Consider the following 16,841-nt stretch of genomic DNA (forward strand, 5'->3'; position numbering starts at 1 on the left):
ACCGGGCAAGGCGCGTACTCATCACCAGGACAGCCGCCACAACGCTACACCGGCCACGGCCATGCCGATGAGCAGGCAGGCGCCGACCATTCGTCGGATCCTGGCCAGCACCCAGGCGCCGGTGGCCCAATCCTGCGCGGCGATCGCCGCGTCCAGCTCCGGACCGAGCAGCGAGCGGATCCGCAGGCACAGGGCGAAGCTGGCGATGGCGCCGCCGATCATCACTTGGACCGGACGTGGCGCCGTGTCCAGGGTCAGGCCGCTGGCGTGCATCAGGCTGAAGCCGCTGGCCGAAAGCATCACCAGCACCAGCCAGACCCGTCCGAAACGGTGTCGGAAAAGGTCGCTCCAGCGCTGCAGCCGTGCCGGCCGATCGACGGTCGCGACCGGCGCCAGGCGTAGCGTCCACCATAGGTAGCCCAGGCCGCACAGCCAGATCGCAGTGGCGGCAACATGCAGCAGGTCGGGCAGGGCAAGGGCAGTCATGTGGATCTCCGGGGGGCAATCGACGCGCGAGCCGGGTATGATAGCGACCCATGCGAAACACTGAAAATCCATACAGCCCTCCGGGCGCGCCCAGACCATGATCAGCACCGAACTCAAGAGCACCATCCAGGGCGCCTACTCGCGTTTCCTCGAGGCCAAGGGCCTGCGCCCCCGTTACGGCCAGCGGCTGATGATCGCCGAAGTGGCCAAGGTCCTCGGCGACATCCCCTGTGACGACGAAGGCCGTCGCGCCGGCGAGCCGGCCGTGGTCGCGGTCGAGGCAGGCACCGGTACCGGCAAGACCGTCGCCTACAGCCTGGCGGCCATCCCGGCGGCCAAGGCGGCCGGCAAGCGGCTGGTGATCGCCACCGCGACCGTGGCCCTGCAGGAGCAGATCGTCTTCAAGGACTTGCCCGACCTGATGCGCAACAGCGGGCTGAACTTCAGCTTCGCCCTGGCCAAGGGTCGCGGCCGCTACCTGTGCCTGTCCAAGCTCGACCTGTTGCTGCAGGAAGGCAACGCCCATTCGGCCACCGCGCAGCTGTTCGAGGAAGAGGGCTTCCACATCGAGGTCGACGAGGCCAGTCAGAAACTCTTCAACACCATGATCGAGCGCCTGGCCGGCAACCGCTGGGACGGCGACCGCGACAGCTGGCCCGAGGCCGTGGACGACCAGGCCTGGGCCCGGCTGACCACCGACCATGGCCAGTGCACCGGTCGGCACTGCCCGAACTTCCAGCAGTGCGTGTTCTACAAGGCTCGCGAAGGCATGGGCAAGGTGGACGTCATCGTCACCAACCACGACATGGTCCTGGCCGACCTGGCGCTGGGCGGCGGTGCCGTGCTGCCCGACCCACGCGACACGGTCTACGTGTTCGACGAAGGCCATCACCTGCCGGACAAGGCCATCGGCCACTTCGCCCATTATTCACGGCTGCGCTCCACCGCCGACTGGCTGGAGCAGACCGCCAAGAACCTCACCAAGCTGCTGGCCCAGCACCCGCTGCCCGGCGACCTGGGTCGGCTGATCGAACAGGTGCCGGAGCTGGCGCGCGCGCTGCGCACCCAGCAGCAGTTCATGTTCACCCTGTGCGAGCAGATCGCCGATTTCCGCCCGGGCGAAGACGTCGAAGGCCGCGAGCGACCGCGTTACCGCTTCGAGGGCGGCGTGGTGCCCGAGGCCATGCGCGAGGCAGGCCTGGAGCTGAAGAAAGGGTTCGGCCAGCTGAACGACCTCTTCACGCGTCTGGCCGACCTGCTCAAGGAAGGCATGGACGGCGAGAAGAACATCGGCATCGCCAGCCATCAGGCCGAGGAGTGGTACCCGCTGTTCGGCACCCTGGTGACCCGGGCCCAGGGCAACTGGGAGCTGTGGGGCGCGTTCACCGCCGAAGACCCGGAGGACAATCCGCCCATGGCGCGCTGGCTGACGCTGGTCGAGGGTGGCGCGCTGTTCGACATCGAGGTTAACGCCAGCCCGATCCTGGCCGCCGACATGCTGCGGCGCAGCCTGTGGAACGTGGCCCATGGCGCCTTGGTGACCTCGGCCACACTGACCGCGCTGGGCAAGTTCGATCGCTTTCGCATGCGCTCCGGCGTGCCGCGCGATGCGATCACCTGCGTGGTGCCCAGCCCGTTCCACCATGCCGATGCCGGCGTGCTGCGGGTGCCCGACCTGCGCGCCGACCCGCGTGACGTGCCGTCGCACACGGCGGCCATCGTCCGTGACCTGCCCGACCTGGTCGAAGGCTCGCGCGGTTCGCTGGTGCTGTTCTCGTCGCGCAAGCAGATGCAGGACGTGTTCGACGGGCTGGACCGCGACTGGCGCAAGGTCGTGCTGATCCAGGGCAACCTGTCCAAGCAGGAAACCCTCAACAAGCACAAGGCCCGGGTGGACGACGGGCAGTCCAGCGTGCTGTTCGGGCTGGCCAGCTTCGCCGAGGGCGTCGACCTGCCGGGCGCCTACTGCGAGCACGTGGTGATCGCCAAGATCCCGTTTGCCGTCCCCGACGATCCGGTGGAAGCGGCCCTGGCCGAGTGGATCGAGGCACGCGGGGGCAACCCGTTCATGGAGATCGCCGTGCCCGATGCCTCGCTGCGCCTGATCCAGGCCTGCGGACGGCTGCTGCGCACCGAGCAGGACCGCGGCACCATCACTTTGCTGGACCGGCGCGTGGTCACCCAGCGCTACGGAAAGGCTATCCTCAATGCGCTGCCGCCTTTCCGGCGAGAGATCGGCTGAGCCTCGACGTCAGGCGCCACGGTCGGTTGACCCGGGCCCCTTGCGAGGGGCTCGCGCTTTCAAGGAGAACCTGCGTCATGATCCGTCACCTGCTGGCCGCCGCGTTGAGCGCGGCCCTGGCTTCACCGGCCCTGGCCGCGCAGCAGACCCTGTTCAGTTTCGTGCGCCCGGCCTCGGTGGTCGCGGTCACGACGGGCGACGCCGGGCTGCCGCAGTCCAATGCCGAGCAGACCCTCGCTGGCGAAGTGCTGCGGCGGGTGGTCTTCAATCCGGCGGCCAGCCCCTGGTTGCGCCTGGCGCCCCAGCAAGGCGTCTGGGACTGGTCGGCCCAGCGGGCACTGACTCTGCGCCTGCAAAGCGGCATGGACTGGGCCCTGACCGTCGAGGTGACGGTGCAGGACACGGCCGGACAGCGCCTGACCAGTCGCATCGATCTGCCGGCCGGCCCCGCCCAGACGGTCTGGATTCCCTTGCAGGCCCATGCCCCGCTGAACGAAGGCATGCGCGCCGGGCCCCCCATGCCCTGGATGCATGAAGGCCAGCGTCTGCTGGTGGTCGCCAGCAGTGGCGAACTCGACCTGGCCCAGGTGGCCTTGATCACCCTGAGCATTCCCCGGCCCGCCGTGGCGCAAAGTCTGCTGATCGAAAAGGTAGCGGTGCAGGACGATACCCGGGCCATCGACGCGGCATATGCTCGCCTGATCGATAGCTATGGGCAGGCGACCCGTGGGCACTGGCCGGACAAGATCGACAGCGACGCGCAGCTTCAGGCCGGGGCCGCGCGCGAGCAGCAGCGTTTGCAGGCCGCATTGCAGGCGCGGGACCAGCAGGCGCTGGATACCTACGGGGGCGTCACCGGCGGTCAGGCGTTCGAGGCCACCGGGTTCTTCCACACTGAAAAACGCGAGGGGCGCTGGTACCTGATCACGCCAGAGGGCCACCCGTTCTTTTCGCTGGGCGTGAATGCCGTGGCCCGCGACGGCGGGCGCACCTACGTGGCAGGCCGGGAGGGCATGTTCACGCAACTTCCCGGGGAGGGCGAGCCCTTGGCCGCGTTCTATGGTGAGGGCAACAACGATGACGGCAATGCCTCCTCGCGGGGGCGCGGCTACAAGCAAGGGCGCTGGTTCGACTTCTATGCCGCCAACCTGGCGCGTACCGCGTCTGCCCCTTGCGCTGCGGCGGCCAACACGCCTGAGGCGACCTGCCCGGTTTCGCAAGTCGATGCCTCACGCTGGCAGGCCCATACGCTGGACCGACTCCAGGCCTGGGGCTTCAATACCCTCGGCAACTGGAGCGACCCGGCGCTCGGACAGGCGGCGCGAATGCCCTACACATTGCCGCTGTCGATCGTCGGCGACTACGCCAGCATCAGCACCGGCATGGACTGGTGGGGGCGCATGCCCGATCCGTTCGATCCGCGCTTCGCCATGGCCACCGAGCGCGCCGTGGCCATCGCCGCGCGCGACCACCGCGACGACCCCTGGCTGATCGGCTACTTCGCCGACAACGAGCTGGCCTGGGCCGCGCCGGGCGACGACCCCAGGGCGCGCTACGGCCTGGCGTTCGGCACCCTGCGCCTGACCACCGACGTGCCGGCCAAGCGAGCCTTCCTCAAGCAGTTGCGCGACAAGTACCGCAACCAGGAAGGGCTGTCGAAGGCCTGGGGGATCCAGCTGCCGGCCTGGGAGCTGATGGAGGACCCTGGCTTCGAGGCGCCACTGCCCGACCCGGCGCACCCGGAGATCGAGCGGGACTACCAGCATTTCCAGGCGGTGTTCGCCCAGACCTACTTCAAGACCATCGCCGACGCGCTGGACTGGCACGCGCCCAATCACCTGCTGCTCGGCGGACGCTTCGCCGTCAGCACGCCCGAGGCGGTCCAGGCCTGCGCCGAGTTCTGCGACGTGCTGAGCTTCAACTTCTATACCCTCGCGCCCGAGGACGGTCACGACTTCGCTCGTCTGGCCGAGCTGGACAAGCCGGTGCTGGTCTCGGAGTTCCAGTTCGGCTCGCGCGACCGTGGCCCGTTCTGGCCCGGGCCGGTGGAGGTGCCGCGTGAGGAGGCGCGTGGGCCGGCCTATGCCGCTTTCATCGACGCCGCCCTGGCGCAGCCGCTGATCGTGGGCGCGCACTGGTTCCAGTACCTCGATCAGCCGGCCAGCGGACGTCTGCTCGATGGCGAGAACGGTCACCTGGGGCTGGTAGCGATTACCGATGTGCCCTGGTCGGGGTTCGTCGAGGCGGTGAGCAAGAGCCATGCGCACGCCCACGCCGCGCTGCGCGAGCAGGCGAGCGTCGCGGCGCCCACCCAGGCACCGTAAAGCGCTGTGCCGCTGCCACCCCGTGTCTTCACGGGCGCCTGCGGCCTCCAGTGCGCCTTCGCGTGACCAGCCGGTGTATGCAAACCGCTCAACTACTGAAACAATGCACGCCTTTGCGACATCGGTGAACGAGGGCAGGCAGGTGCAGATCCAGGGTCATTACGAGCTGAAGTTCGAAGCCGTGCGCGAGGCATTCGCCGCACTCTTCGACGATCCTCAAGAACGCGGCGCGGCGCTGTGCATCCAGGTCGGCGGCGAAGTGGTGATCGACCTGTGGGCCGGGACGGCCGACAAGGATGGCACCGAGGCCTGGCACAGCGACACGTTGGTCAACCTGTTCTCCTGCACCAAGGCCTTCACCGCCGTCACGGCCCTGCAGCTGGTGGGCGAGGGCAAGCTGGCCCTGGACGCCCCGGTGGCGCGCTACTGGCCGGAGTTCGCCCAGGCCGGCAAGCAGGGGGTGACTGTTCGCCAGCTGCTCAGCCACCGTGCCGGTGTGCCGGCCATCCACGGCCTGCTGCCGGCCGAAGCGTTCTACGACTGGCAGCGCATGGTCGAGACGCTGGCGGCCGAAGCACCCTGGTGGACACCGGGCACGGCACACGGCTATGCGGCCATCACCTATGGCTGGCTGGTGGGCGAGTTGATCCGCCGTGTCGATGGCCGTATGCCGGGTGACGCGATCGTCGCCCGTACCGCCAGGCCGCTGGGCCTGGACTTCCACATCGGGCTGCATGACGAGGATTTCTCTCGCGTCGCGCACCTGGCCCGGGCCAAAGGCAATGCCGGGGACGCTGCTGCGCAGCGCCTGTTGCACGTGACCCTGCGCGAACCCGAGGCACTGTCCACACGCGCCTTCACCAACCCGCCGGGCATGCTGACCAGTACCAACAAGCCGGCCTGGCGCCGGATGCAGCAACCGGCGGCGAACGGACACGGTACGGCGCGTGCCCTGGCCGGCTTCTATGCCGGCTTGCTCGATGGCAGCCTGCTGGAGGCCGAGCTGCTGGATGAAATGACCCGTGAGCACAGTTGTGGTCATGACCTGACGCTGCTCACGCCGACGCGCTTCGGCCTGGGCTGCATGCTCGATCAGCCCGATCAGCCCAATGCCACCTTCGGGCTAGGCGCCAAGGCCTTCGGTCATCCGGGTGCCGGTGGCTCGGTCGGTTTCGCCGATCCTGGGCACGACGTCGCGTTCGGCTTCGTCACTCACACCCTGGGGCCGTACGTCCTGATGGACCCACGCGCCCAGGCATTGGTCCGCGCCTTGGCCGGTTGCCTTTGATCGGGTTGTACGAGTATTGATCGCAGGCTTTGTCTATCCTCAACGCCAACGCCCCTCCACGGCTGGGCAAAACCTCTTCTAATTCATGGTGTATCGCTGATGTCTTCACAAAAAACCTTAGCACTCGCCCTGTGCCTGGCCATGACCGGCTGCGCCCAGCACGCTCAAGACGGCTCTGCCCAGACCAGCCGTCACTGGTGGCCGTTCGGCTCCGACCAGGTCGCCGACCAGGAGGTCAAGGACGCGGTGACCGAAAAGGTCGCCAAGGCCGATGCCAAGTCCGAAAGCGGCAGCCGCTGGTGGTGGCCGTTCGGGGGTGAAGACAAACAGACCGCCCAGGCCCAGCCGGTGGTGCCGAAGATCGACCAGAAGGCCACCCAGGCCTGGCTGGACGACTACGAGCCGAAATTGCGCGAGGCGGTGAAGGGCACCAACCTGCAGGTCGAGCGGCGCGATGACCTGCTGGCCGTGACCCTGCCGGTCGATGGCAACTACAACCCGGACCGTCCGAACATGCTGCTGCCCGTCACACTGGGCCCGATCACCCGTGTGGCCAAGGCTGTGGAAAGCGACCCGAAGACCGCCGTGCTGGTCCTGGGCCATGCCGACAGCACCGGGGCCGCAGCGGCCAACCAGAAGCTCAGCCTGGAGCGGGCGGCTTCGGTCTCGGCGATTTTCCGTCTCAGCGGCCTGCAGCGTGACCGCCTGATCCTCAAGGGCATGGGTTCGGTGATGCCGCGTGCGGCCAACGACAGTGCTGAAGGCCGTGCCTTGAACCGCCGCGTCGAAATGCTGCTGACGCCGCAGAACACCATGGTCGCCCTGCTGGCCAAGTACCAGCAGGCGACCCCGGTGGTCGCGCCGGCGGCCATGGTCGCCACTCAGGATGCCAAGGCCCCTGTGGTCAAGGCGGCGGCCAGCAAGCCGGCCGCTAAGGCCGCTGCCAAGCCGGCTGCCAAGAAGACCGTGGCCAAGGCCAAGGCCAAGCCCGCTGCGAAAAAGGCGGCTGCCAAGCCTGTCGCCAAGAAGACAGCGGTGGACAAGAAGGTTGCGGCCAACAAGACCAACTGATCGTCAAGGAAGCTCGAGATGACCCAGACCCTGGCTGACATGCGGCGCGATTACACCCGCGATGGCCTGGCCGAAGCGCAGGCGCCGGACGAGCCGTTCGCGCTGTTCCACCAGTGGTTCGACGACGCCGTGCAGACCGAGCAGGTGCCCGTCGAGGCCAATGCCATGACCCTCGCCACCGTCGATGCCGACGGCCGGCCGCACTGCCGGGTCTTGTTGCTCAAGGGGTTGGACGCGCGAGGGTTCACCTTCTTCAGCAACTACGACAGCGCCAAGGGCGAGCAGCTGCAGGCCAACCCCTTCGCCGCCATCACCTTCTTCTGGCCGGCGCTGGAGCGTCAGGTGCGGATCGAGGGGCGTGTGGAGCGGGTGACTGCACAAGAGTCCGACGCCTACTACCAGGTACGCCCTCTGGGCAGCCGCCTGGGGGCGTGGGCCTCGCCGCAGAGCCGTGTGATCTCGGGACGCGAGGAGCTGGAAGGTCTGGTGCAGGCCACGCAGACACGGTTCAAGGACATGGCCCCCCATTGCCCCGAGCATTGGGGTGGCTATCGACTGGTGCCGGATCGCATCGAGTTCTGGCAAGGGCGCCCCAGCCGCCTGCACGACCGCCTGAACTACCGTACAGTGAACGGGCACTGGCAGCGCGAGCGCCTCGCCCCCTGACGTTCGTCACCGCCTGCATCGCGGGCAAGCCCGCTCCCACAACGAGCTGCACCGCCGTGGTACAGGCGGTTGCGGTACTGTGTGCGGGCTTGCCCGCGATGGCGTCTGGTCCATCTCCGCCTGTATCGCCAGCATGACGCCGGTCTGTCAGACCCGCCCTATAGCCCAGACTGGCGCAGCGTGACGGATTCATTGCCGCCAGGCGTGGTCCCATAGGTAACCGCACCGTGTGCGACAGCCGTCGCCAGGCCTGGATGAAAAACGATTTAACCTCTGGCCCCGTGACAGCCCTGCGTGCACGGGGTCTAATGGACACTCGATTATTGGAGAACTTCCCATGCGTAGATCCGGATTGCTGGTAGCGAGCTTCACCGCCTGTTCACTGTTGCTTGGCGGCTGTGCCTCGAACCTGGCGGGCGATACCTACTCTCGCGATGAGGCCCGGCGCGTCCAGACGGTGCGCATGGGCACCATCGAGGCCTTGCGCCCGGTGAAGATCGAAGGCACCAAGACGCCCATCGGTGGTGGCGCAGGCGCCATCGTCGGTGGGGTGGCAGGCAGCGCCATCGGCGGCGGACGCGGCAGCCTCGTCGCCGCGGTGATCGGTGCAGTCGCCGGTGGCCTGGCCGGTTCGGCAGCCGAGGAAGGCATCACCCGTACCCAGGGCGTGGAGATCACCGTGCGTGAGGACGACGGCAGCACCCGCGCCTACGTCCAGGCCGTGCAGTCGAACGAGATCTTCCGGGTCGGCGAGCGCGTGCGCATCATGACCGTGGACGGTACCAGCCGCGTGTCGCACTGAGTCCAGCGTTACCCGAACGCCCCGGCCAGCCTCGCTGCCCGGGGCGTTTTCATGGGCGTTCGGCTCAGGCCGTGAGGCCCAGCATGTCGCGCGCCACCGCCTCGGCCACGCGGATGCCATCGACCCCGGCCGAGAGGATGCCACCGGCGTAACCGGCGCCTTCACCGGCCGGGAACAGACCCCTGAGGTTCAAGCTCTGGTAGCTGTCGTCACGGGTGATGCGCAGCGGCGACGAAGTGCGGGTCTCGATGCCGGTCAGGATCGCATCCGGCAGGTTGTAACCCTTGATCTGGCGGTCGAAGGCCGGCAGCGCTTCGCGGATCGCCTCGATGGCGAAGGCGGGCAGGCTGGGGGCCAGGTCCCCGAGGGTCACGCCCGGCTTGTAGGACGGCTCGACGCTGCCCAGCGCCGTGGACGGACGACCGGCGACGAAGTCACCGACCAGTTGCGCAGGCGCCTGGTAGTTGCTGCCGCCCATCACGTAGGCGTGCGCTTCCAGGCGTTCCTGCAGCTCGATACCGGCCAGCGGGCTGCCTGGGTAATCCCGCTCGGGATCGATCCCGACCACGATGCCCGAGTTGGCGTTGCGCTCGTTGCGCGAATACTGGCTCATGCCGTTGGTCACCACACGGCCCGGTTCGCTGGTGGCTGCGACCACGGTACCGCCTGGGCACATGCAGAAGCTGTACACCGAGCGTCCGTTGCTGGCGTGGTAGACCAGCTTGTAGTCGGCAGCGCCCAGCTTCGGGTGGCCGGCGTACTTGCCCAGGCGCGCCTGGTCGATCAGTGACTGCGGATGCTCGATGCGGAAGCCCACGGAGAACGGCTTGGCCTCCATGTATACACCCTTGCCGTGCAGCATGCGGAAGGTGTCCCGCGCGCTATGGCCCAGCGCCAGTACCACGTGACGTGCGTGCAACTGCTCGCCACTGTGCAGCACGACGCCCTGCAGTTGATCGTTGTCGATCAGCAGGTCGGTGACTTTCTGCTCGAAGCGCACTTCGCCGCCCAGGGCGATGATCTCTTCGCGCATGCGCTCGACCATCCCGGTCAGGCGGAAGGTCCCGATGTGCGGCTTGTTGATGTAGAGGATTTCCTCAGGCGCACCAGCCTTGACGAACTCTTCCAGGACCTTGCGCCCATGGTGCTGCGGGTCCTTGATCTGGCTGTACAGTTTGCCGTCGGAGAAGGTGCCCGCACCGCCCTCGCCGAACTGCACGTTCGACTCCGGGTTGAGCTCGCTCTTGCGCCACAGGCCCCAGGTGTCTTTGGTGCGCTGGCGCACGTCCTTGCCGCGTTCGAGGATGATCGGGCGCAAGCCCATCTGCGCCAGCAGCAGGCCGGCGAAGATGCCGCACGGGCCGAACCCGACCACCAGGGGGCGTTGCTCGGGTGCCTGGCTGGCATGGCCGACGAAGCGGTAGGTGGTGTCCGGCGCCACGCTGACGTTGCGATCATCGGCGAAGCGGCGCAGCAGCTCGGCCTCGTTGGTCGCTTCCAGGTCGATGGTGTAGATGAACAGCAGCTCGCTGTTCTTCTTGCGCGCATCGTAGCTGCGTTTGAACAGGGTGAAGCCCGTCAGCTGTTCGTCGGTGATGCCCAGACGCTGCAGGATGGCTTCGCGCAGCGCCTCGTCAGGATGGTCCAGGGGCAGCTTCAGTTCGGTGATTCGTAGCATGGCGGAGTCCGGTATCCCGGCCTCGAACGGCCGGTGGCTTTACGTAAACCGCCGATTATAAGCCTTTCGTCACCCAGACTGGCAGGAGAAACGTCACCAGTGATCAGTTGTCCCGTGCGCCGCCGTAATAACCGCACCCCTGCAGGGTCTGGCCATCGATGCGCAGCTCGGCGTGCAGGTGCCGGATCGCACCGCTCTGCGGGTCGACGCAGCGTTGTGGCGCCAGCCAGACCTGAATCTGCTGATGGTTGGCTTCGGTCGACAGGTTGAGGCTGCCGCCCGGAATCTGCTCCTCCAGGAAGGGCAACGCCAGCGGGGGTTGGCCGTCACGGGTCAGGACCATGCCCTTGCCACTGGCCTTGAGGTCCCAGGCGGGGCTCTGGCCGCTGGCGTGGACCGTCAGGCGTTTGAAGGCTGGGTCATCACAGGTACCGGATGCAGCCTCCAGGCGATAGACGCGGGTCACGTCCAGGGTGCCATCGCCCGTGGCGGTACGGGTGCCGCCCAATGTGCCGCGCAGGTCGGCGAATACCTTGCCTGGCGTGCTGTCCGGCAGGTTCTTCACATCTTGGGACAGCCCGAGGTCGGTAGCGTCGTTGAGCAGGAAGCGTCGGCTGTCGCCACAGGGCTGAAACAGCAACTGGCTGCCGTTGTCGCTGACCTCACCCTGGAGACGGGTGGTGCCGAGGTTCGGATTGCTGGGCGGTTGCGAAAACATCTGGCAACCGGCGAACAAGGGCAGCAGGGCGGCGAGCAGCAAAGGGGTGACGCGCATGCGGGCAAGCTCCGGGAACGTGCGAAAGAGGGCGGTCACGTTACGCAGGCTGACGACCGATCTCAAGGGGGAGAGGAAGCGCAGGTGCTCGAAGGGTCGGGAAGTGGTCTCCACAGGACGCCACCGATAGGGGCCTGGATGGACATGGACTCCTGTGCCGCGAGTGGGAACCGCAGGTTGCCTACCACCCGTTCTCCTAAGTCTGCCCGATGCCTGATTCGTCGTGAACGACGTTAGTCAGGCATCAGGCCAGAACGCACGTTATTGCCGGCCTCACCCTCCCAGGTACGCCTCCCGCACCTTCGGATCGATCAGTAACGCTTCCCCGGACCCTTGCATCACCACATGGCCGTTTTCCAACACATAGGCCCGGTCTGCGATCTTCAGCGCCTGGTTGGCGTTCTGCTCCACCAGAAACACCGTCACACCGTCCTGGCGCAACTGCTCGATGATGTCGAAGATCTGCTGGATGATGATCGGTGCCAGCCCCAGCGACGGTTCGTCGAGCAACAACAGCTTGGGCTTGCTCATCAACGCCCGACCGATCGCCAGCATCTGCTGTTCGCCCCCGGACATGGTCCCGCCACGCTGGGCATAGCGTTCCTTCAGGCGCGGGAACAGGTGCAGCACCTTGTCCAGCTGTGCCTGGTAGTCGCCCTTGTCGGTGAAGAACCCGCCCATGGCCAGGTTCTCTTCCACCGTCAGCCGCGAAAACACCCGCCGGCCTTCAGGCACCACCGCAATGCTCTTGCGCATGATGTGCGACGAGGGCTGGCCGACCAGTTCCTCGCCCAGGTAACGAATGCTGCCGGCGTGGGCCTGGGGCGAGCCGCACAAGGTCATCAGCAAGGTGGACTTGCCCGCGCCGTTGGCGCCAATCAAGGTGACGATCTCGCCCTGCTTGATCTCCACGTTGACGCTGTGCAGCGCCTGGATCTTGCCGTAGAAGGTGGATACGTTCTCGAATGTCAGCATCACGCTTCCCCCAGGTAGGCCTTGATCACCTCGGGGTTGCCGCGAATCGCGTCGGGCGTGCCGTCGGCCAGGGGCGTGCCCTGGTTGATGACCACGATGTGGTCGGAAATGCTCATCACCAGTTTCATGTCGTGCTCGATCAGTAGCACCGTGACCGCATGCTCCTCGCGCAGGTAGCCGATCAGGGCCTTGAGGTCTTCGGTTTCCTTGGGGTTGAGACCGGCCGCCGGCTCGTCGAGCATGATGATCCGCGGACGGGTCATCATGCAGCGGGCGATTTCCAGGCGACGTTGCTGACCATAGGCCAGGGTGCCCGCCGTGCGGTTGGCGAACTCGGTCAGGTTGACCCGCTCCAGCCAGTACTGCGCCCGCTCCATGGCTTCTTGCTCGCTGCGGCGGAACGCCGGCGTCTTGAACAGGCCCGCCAGGAAGTGGGTGTTCAGGTGGCGGTGCTGGGCGATCAGCAGGTTTTCCAGTGCGGTCATTTCCTTGAACAGGCGCACGTTCTGGAAGGTACGCACCACGCCCTTGCGGGCGATCTGGTGCCCGGCCAGCCCTTGGATCGGCTGGCCATCGAGCAGGATGGTGCCGCCACTGGGCCTGTAGAAACCGGTCAGGCAGTTGAAGACGGTGGTCTTGCCGGCCCCGTTGGGGCCGATCAGCGCCACGACCTGGCGCTCCTTGACGGTCAGGCCGACGCCATTGACCGCCAGCAGACCGCCAAAGCGCATGCTCAGGTCGCTGACTTTCAGAATGTCACGGCTCATCGGCGCAGCTCCAGGTGGGGGCGTTGCATCGGCAGCAGGCCTTGCGGACGCCAGATCATCATCAACACCATCAGCGCACCGAACATGAGCATCCGGTATTCGCTGAACTCACGCATCAGCTCCGGCAGCAGGATCATGACGATCGCCGCGAGGATCACACCCAGCTGCGAGCCCATGCCGCCGAGCACCACGATCGCGAGGATGATGGCCGACTCGATGAAGGTGAACGATTCGGGCGTGACCAGGCCTTGTCGCGCAGCGAAGAAGCTGCCGGCGAAGCCTGCGAAACTGGCGCCGAGGGTGAAGGCCGAGAGCTTGATCACGGTGGGGTTGAGGCCCAGCGCACGGCAGGCGATCTCGTCCTCGCGCAGCGCTTCCCAGGCGCGACCGATCGGCATGCGCAGCAGCCGGTTGATCACGAACAGCGCCAGCAGCGCCAGCAGCAGGGCGACCAGGTAGAGGAAGATGACCTTGTTGATCGAGTTGTAGGGCAGGCCGAAGTACTCGTGGAACGTCTGCATGCCCTCGGCCGCGCGGCGTTCGAAGCTCAGGCCGAAGAAGGTCGGCTTCTCGATGTTGCTGATGCCGTTGGGTCCCCCGGTGAGGTCGGTGAGGTTGCGCAGGAACAGCCGGATGATCTCGCCGAAGCCCAGGGTGACGATGGCCAGGTAGTCGCCCCGCAGGCGCAGCACCGGGAAGCCCAGCAGGAAGCCGAAGGTCGCAGCCATCAGCCCGGCGATCGGCAGGCAGACCCAGAAGCTCAGGCCGTAGTAGTGCGACAGCAGCGCATAGCTGTAGGCGCCGACGGCGTAGAAGCCCACGTAGCCCAGGTCGAGCAGGCCGGCCAGGCCGACCACGATGTTCAGGCCCAGGCCCAGCATCACGTAGATCAGGATCAGCGTGGCGATGTCCACCGCCCCGCGCGAGCCGAAGAACGGCCAGACCAGCGCCACCACGATCAGCCCGAGGATGATCCAGCGCTGGGTGCGCGGCAGGGTCAGGAAGTTGCTGACGGCCGGGGAGATCAGCCTGCGGTCCGAGCGGCTGCGCATTGCAGCGCTCCACTGCTTGTCGAACAGCACGCGCAGGAACATCAGCACCGAGCAGACCGCGATCACCGTCAGGGTGAAGGGGCCTTGACTGTGCACGATGAGGTTGATGCCGTCGATGCTGAGTTTCAGGCCGAGCACGGGGAAGGCCACGGCCCAGACCAGCAAGGCGCTGAAGAACGCCGGTTTGAGTTGTCGATTCATACTTTTTCAACCTCCGGACGGCCCAGAATGCCAGTCGGCCGGAACAGCAGGACCAGGACCAGAAGCCCGAACGCCACCACGTCCTTGTACTGGTCACCGAAGATGTCGGCACCGAAGGCTTCGGCGACGCCGAGGACCAGACCCCCGAGCATGGCGCCCGGGATGCTGCCGATGCCGCCGAGCACCGCTGCAGTGAAGGCCTTCAGGCCCACCAGGAAGCCGGCGTTGGGGTTGATCACGCCGTACTGCATGCTCAGCAGCACGGCCGCCACCGCCGCCAGCGCGGCGCCGATGACGAAGGTCAGGGCGATGATGTTGTTGGTGTTGATGCCCAGCAGATTGGCCATCTTGATGTCCTCGGCACAGGCACGGCAGGCACGACCCAGGCGCGAGCGCGAGATGAACAGGGTCAGGCCGACCATCGACACCAGGGTGACGACGAACACCAGGATCTGCATGTACGACACCAGGACTTCCTCGGCGCCGCCCGGGCCGAAGGAGAAGCTCCCTGGGATCAGGTTGGGGATCGACTTGTCCTTGGAGTCCTGCGACAGCAGCACGGTGTTCTGCAGGAAGATCGACATGCCGATCGCGGAAATCAGCGGGATCAGCCGGTTGCTGTTGCGCAGCGGCCGGTAGGCGACCCGTTCGATGCTGTAGCCGTAGGCGCTGGTGACGAAGATGGTGGCGACGAAGGCCACGGTCATCAGGATCGGCAACGAGTCGATGCCCATCATGGCCAGCCCCGCCAGGGCGATGAAGGCCACGTAGGAACCGATCATGTACACCTCGCCATGGGCGAAGTTGATCATTCCAATGATGCCGTACACCATCGTGTAGCCAATGGCTATTAAGGCATAGGTGCTGCCAATGGTCAGGCCATTGATCAGCTGTTGGAAGAAGTGGTAGATCTCGGGCATTACAACGCTCCTAAAAACCTGATCGCATTCACGGGCGCACGCTCGGCTTCAACCGACGGCATGGGGCCGATTCGAACGCGCACAACCAGGGAACCGCGGGTGACGGTTTTAAGATTTTCAGGTGGGCCGGTCGCCGGATCGCGGTCGCCAGACCCATGAACCTCGTAAAACAAAGCCCACTGCTCGCACAGTGGGCTTTCGGTCAGCGGGTCAGATACCGATCACTGGGGCGAAACTTCGGTCTTGGGCTTGCCGAAGTGCCACTCGTAGACCACGAACTTGAAGTCCTTGAGGTCGCCCTTGTCGTCGAACGACAGGGTACCGGTCGGGGTCTTGAAGCTGCCTTCGTGCAGGGCCTTCGCCACCTCTTCCGGCTCCTCGCTGCCAGCTGCCTTGATGCCCTGGGCGATCAGCTCCACGGCCGAGTAGGACGGGAAGACGAACGGACCGCTCGGGTCCTTGCCGCCGGCCTTGATCGCCTCGACGATGGCCTTGTTCTCGGGATCGGCATCGAAGGACTTCGGCAGGGTGACCAGCAGGCCTTCAGAGGCGTTCTGGGCGATCTGCGAGATCGAGTCGTTGCCTACGCCCTCGGGGCCCATGAACTTGGCATTCAGACCCTTTTCCTTGGCCTGGCGCAGGATCAGGCCCAGCTCAGGGTGGTAGCCGCCGTAGTAGACGAAGTCGACGTTGTTCTGCTTGAGCTTCTGGATGATCGAGGAGAAGTCCTTGTCACCCGCGTTGAGGCCCTCGAAGACTGCGACCTTAATGTTCTTGCTTTCGAGGGTCTGCTTGACGGCGGTGGCGATGCCTTCACCGTACTGCTGCTTGTCGTGCAGGACTGCGACCACCTTGGGTTTGACGTGGTCGGCGATGTAGTTGCCGGCGGCCGGACCCTGGGCGCTGTCCAGGCCGATGGTGCGGAACACCAGCTTGTAGCCACGCGCGGTGATGTCGGGGCTGGTGGCCGCAGGGGTGATCATGATCACGCCTTCGTCCTCGTAGATGTCCGAGGCCGGTTGAGTGGAGCTGGAGCACAGGTGGCCGATCACGAACTTGACGCCGTCGTTGACCACCTTGTTGGCGACTGCCACGGCCTGCTTGGGGTCGCAGGCATCATCGTATTCCTTGGCCTCGAGCATCTTGCCATCGACGCCGCCCTTGGCGTTGATGTCCTTGATGGCCTGGTTGGCGCCGATGAACTGCATGTCACCGTACTGCGTGACCGGGCCGGTCTTGGGGCCGGCGATGCCGATCTTGATGGTGTCGGCGGCCATCGAATGGCTCGCGACACCGGCCAATACCATTGCAGCGAACAGCTTGGAAATCTTGATCATGGTGCTCCACTCATTCTGTTGTAATTCTTATGGTCCTGGCGGCCAGGGTGACAGACCGGGCGGGACGAAGGTCATGATCATGTCATCACTTATGCCCACCTTCCCCGGAACATGTCCCGGAACTGTACCGGTACAGTGTAGAGCGGGGTCCGTTCGCTTGAAAAGCCGCGGTTCGAGGGTGAATTTCGAGGGTGTCGCTTGATCGACATGAACGTACATTAAAACGCCATTACCCGCCCGACCAACCTCGTATGGCC

Annotated in this window: 14 protein-coding genes; 6 read left to right on the plus strand and 8 right to left on the minus strand. The window is 65.9% G+C overall.

Going from position 1 to position 16,841, the window contains the following annotated elements; all coding sequences use genetic code 11:
- Positions 1 to 21: 21 nt before the first annotated feature.
- Positions 22 to 486: a hypothetical protein gene (locus G7007_RS04330; RefSeq protein ID WP_181099248.1), complete on the minus strand. Its 465-nt coding sequence runs from the start codon at positions 484 to 486 to the stop codon at positions 22 to 24.
- 97 nt (positions 487 to 583) lie between these two features.
- On the opposite strand from G7007_RS04330, the gene dinG reads away from it, so the two are divergent.
- From dinG to G7007_RS04360, 6 genes are all read left to right on the plus strand, one after another.
- A complete protein-coding gene (gene dinG, locus G7007_RS04335) occupies positions 584 to 2,728 on the plus strand; it encodes an ATP-dependent DNA helicase DinG (protein WP_181099249.1) in 2,145 nt (714 codons plus the stop codon).
- 77 nt (positions 2,729 to 2,805) lie between these two features.
- Positions 2,806 to 5,052, plus strand: coding sequence for a beta-galactosidase (locus G7007_RS04340; RefSeq protein ID WP_181099251.1), 2,247 nt, complete (start codon positions 2,806 to 2,808; stop codon positions 5,050 to 5,052).
- A 142-nt stretch (positions 5,053 to 5,194) separates the two neighbouring features.
- Complete coding sequence (locus tag G7007_RS04345) at positions 5,195 to 6,340, plus strand: serine hydrolase domain-containing protein (RefSeq protein WP_181099253.1); 1,146 nt, start codon at positions 5,195 to 5,197, stop codon at positions 6,338 to 6,340.
- Between the two features lie 99 nt (positions 6,341 to 6,439).
- Positions 6,440 to 7,411 carry an OmpA family protein gene (locus tag G7007_RS04350; protein ID WP_181099255.1) on the plus strand — a complete coding sequence of 324 codons (972 nt, stop codon included), beginning with the start codon at positions 6,440 to 6,442 and terminating at the stop codon, positions 7,409 to 7,411.
- 18 nt (positions 7,412 to 7,429) lie between these two features.
- Complete coding sequence (pdxH, locus tag G7007_RS04355; protein WP_181099257.1) at positions 7,430 to 8,077, plus strand: pyridoxamine 5'-phosphate oxidase; 648 nt, start codon at positions 7,430 to 7,432, stop codon at positions 8,075 to 8,077.
- Between the two features lie 337 nt (positions 8,078 to 8,414).
- Positions 8,415 to 8,879, plus strand: coding sequence for an outer membrane lipoprotein (locus G7007_RS04360; RefSeq protein WP_181099259.1), 465 nt, complete (start codon positions 8,415 to 8,417; stop codon positions 8,877 to 8,879).
- A gap of 64 nt (positions 8,880 to 8,943) precedes the next feature.
- Here G7007_RS04360 and G7007_RS04365 read toward each other — a convergent pair whose 3' ends face one another.
- The 7 genes from G7007_RS04365 to G7007_RS04395 form a co-directional block, all read right to left on the minus strand.
- Positions 8,944 to 10,557, minus strand: coding sequence for an NAD(P)/FAD-dependent oxidoreductase (locus G7007_RS04365; RefSeq protein ID WP_181099260.1), 1,614 nt, complete (start codon positions 10,555 to 10,557; stop codon positions 8,944 to 8,946).
- A gap of 103 nt (positions 10,558 to 10,660) precedes the next feature.
- On the minus strand, positions 10,661 to 11,332 hold the full coding sequence (locus G7007_RS04370; protein ID WP_181099262.1) for a COG3650 family protein: 672 nt from the start codon (positions 11,330 to 11,332) through the stop codon (positions 10,661 to 10,663).
- A 273-nt stretch (positions 11,333 to 11,605) separates the two neighbouring features.
- Positions 11,606 to 12,307, minus strand: coding sequence for an ABC transporter ATP-binding protein (locus G7007_RS04375; RefSeq protein ID WP_181099264.1), 702 nt, complete (start codon positions 12,305 to 12,307; stop codon positions 11,606 to 11,608).
- Complete coding sequence (gene livG, locus G7007_RS04380) at positions 12,307 to 13,074, minus strand: high-affinity branched-chain amino acid ABC transporter ATP-binding protein LivG (protein WP_181099266.1); 768 nt, start codon at positions 13,072 to 13,074, stop codon at positions 12,307 to 12,309. Before livG ends, G7007_RS04375 begins: the two co-directional genes overlap by 1 nt.
- Positions 13,071 to 14,327, minus strand: coding sequence for a high-affinity branched-chain amino acid ABC transporter permease LivM (locus tag G7007_RS04385; protein WP_181099268.1), 1,257 nt, complete (start codon positions 14,325 to 14,327; stop codon positions 13,071 to 13,073). Before G7007_RS04385 ends, livG begins: the two co-directional genes overlap by 4 nt.
- Complete coding sequence (livH, locus tag G7007_RS04390) at positions 14,324 to 15,247, minus strand: high-affinity branched-chain amino acid ABC transporter permease LivH (protein ID WP_060394721.1); 924 nt, start codon at positions 15,245 to 15,247, stop codon at positions 14,324 to 14,326. Before livH ends, G7007_RS04385 begins: the two co-directional genes overlap by 4 nt.
- A gap of 221 nt (positions 15,248 to 15,468) precedes the next feature.
- Positions 15,469 to 16,584, minus strand: a complete 1,116-nt coding sequence (locus G7007_RS04395) for a branched-chain amino acid ABC transporter substrate-binding protein (protein WP_181099270.1) — start codon at positions 16,582 to 16,584, stop codon at positions 15,469 to 15,471.
- Between the last annotated feature and the right edge of the window lie 257 nt (positions 16,585 to 16,841).

Source organism: Pseudomonas entomophila, from assembly GCF_013523125.1.
Lineage (GTDB): Bacteria > Pseudomonadota > Gammaproteobacteria > Pseudomonadales > Pseudomonadaceae > Aquipseudomonas > Aquipseudomonas entomophila_B.

Coding starts and splice junctions, on each gene's coding strand:
- G7007_RS04395 (WP_181099270.1), bottom strand. CDS start 16,584: ATGATCAAGATTTCCAAGCTGTTCGCTGCAATGGTATTGGCCGGTGTC.
- G7007_RS04385 (WP_181099268.1), bottom strand. CDS start 14,327: ATGAATCGACAACTCAAACCGGCGTTCTTCAGCGCCTTGCTGGTCTGG.
- pdxH (WP_181099257.1), top strand. CDS start 7,430: ATGACCCAGACCCTGGCTGACATGCGGCGCGATTACACCCGCGATGGC.
- livH (WP_060394721.1), bottom strand. CDS start 15,247: ATGCCCGAGATCTACCACTTCTTCCAACAGCTGATCAATGGCCTGACC.
- G7007_RS04365 (WP_181099260.1), bottom strand. CDS start 10,557: ATGCTACGAATCACCGAACTGAAGCTGCCCCTGGACCATCCTGACGAG.
- G7007_RS04360 (WP_181099259.1), top strand. CDS start 8,415: ATGCGTAGATCCGGATTGCTGGTAGCGAGCTTCACCGCCTGTTCACTG.
- G7007_RS04370 (WP_181099262.1), bottom strand. CDS start 11,332: ATGCGCGTCACCCCTTTGCTGCTCGCCGCCCTGCTGCCCTTGTTCGCC.
- livG (WP_181099266.1), bottom strand. CDS start 13,074: ATGAGCCGTGACATTCTGAAAGTCAGCGACCTGAGCATGCGCTTTGGC.
- G7007_RS04350 (WP_181099255.1), top strand. CDS start 6,440: ATGTCTTCACAAAAAACCTTAGCACTCGCCCTGTGCCTGGCCATGACC.
- G7007_RS04340 (WP_181099251.1), top strand. CDS start 2,806: ATGATCCGTCACCTGCTGGCCGCCGCGTTGAGCGCGGCCCTGGCTTCA.
- dinG (WP_181099249.1), top strand. CDS start 584: ATGATCAGCACCGAACTCAAGAGCACCATCCAGGGCGCCTACTCGCGT.
- G7007_RS04330 (WP_181099248.1), bottom strand. CDS start 486: ATGACTGCCCTTGCCCTGCCCGACCTGCTGCATGTTGCCGCCACTGCG.
- G7007_RS04375 (WP_181099264.1), bottom strand. CDS start 12,307: ATGCTGACATTCGAGAACGTATCCACCTTCTACGGCAAGATCCAGGCG.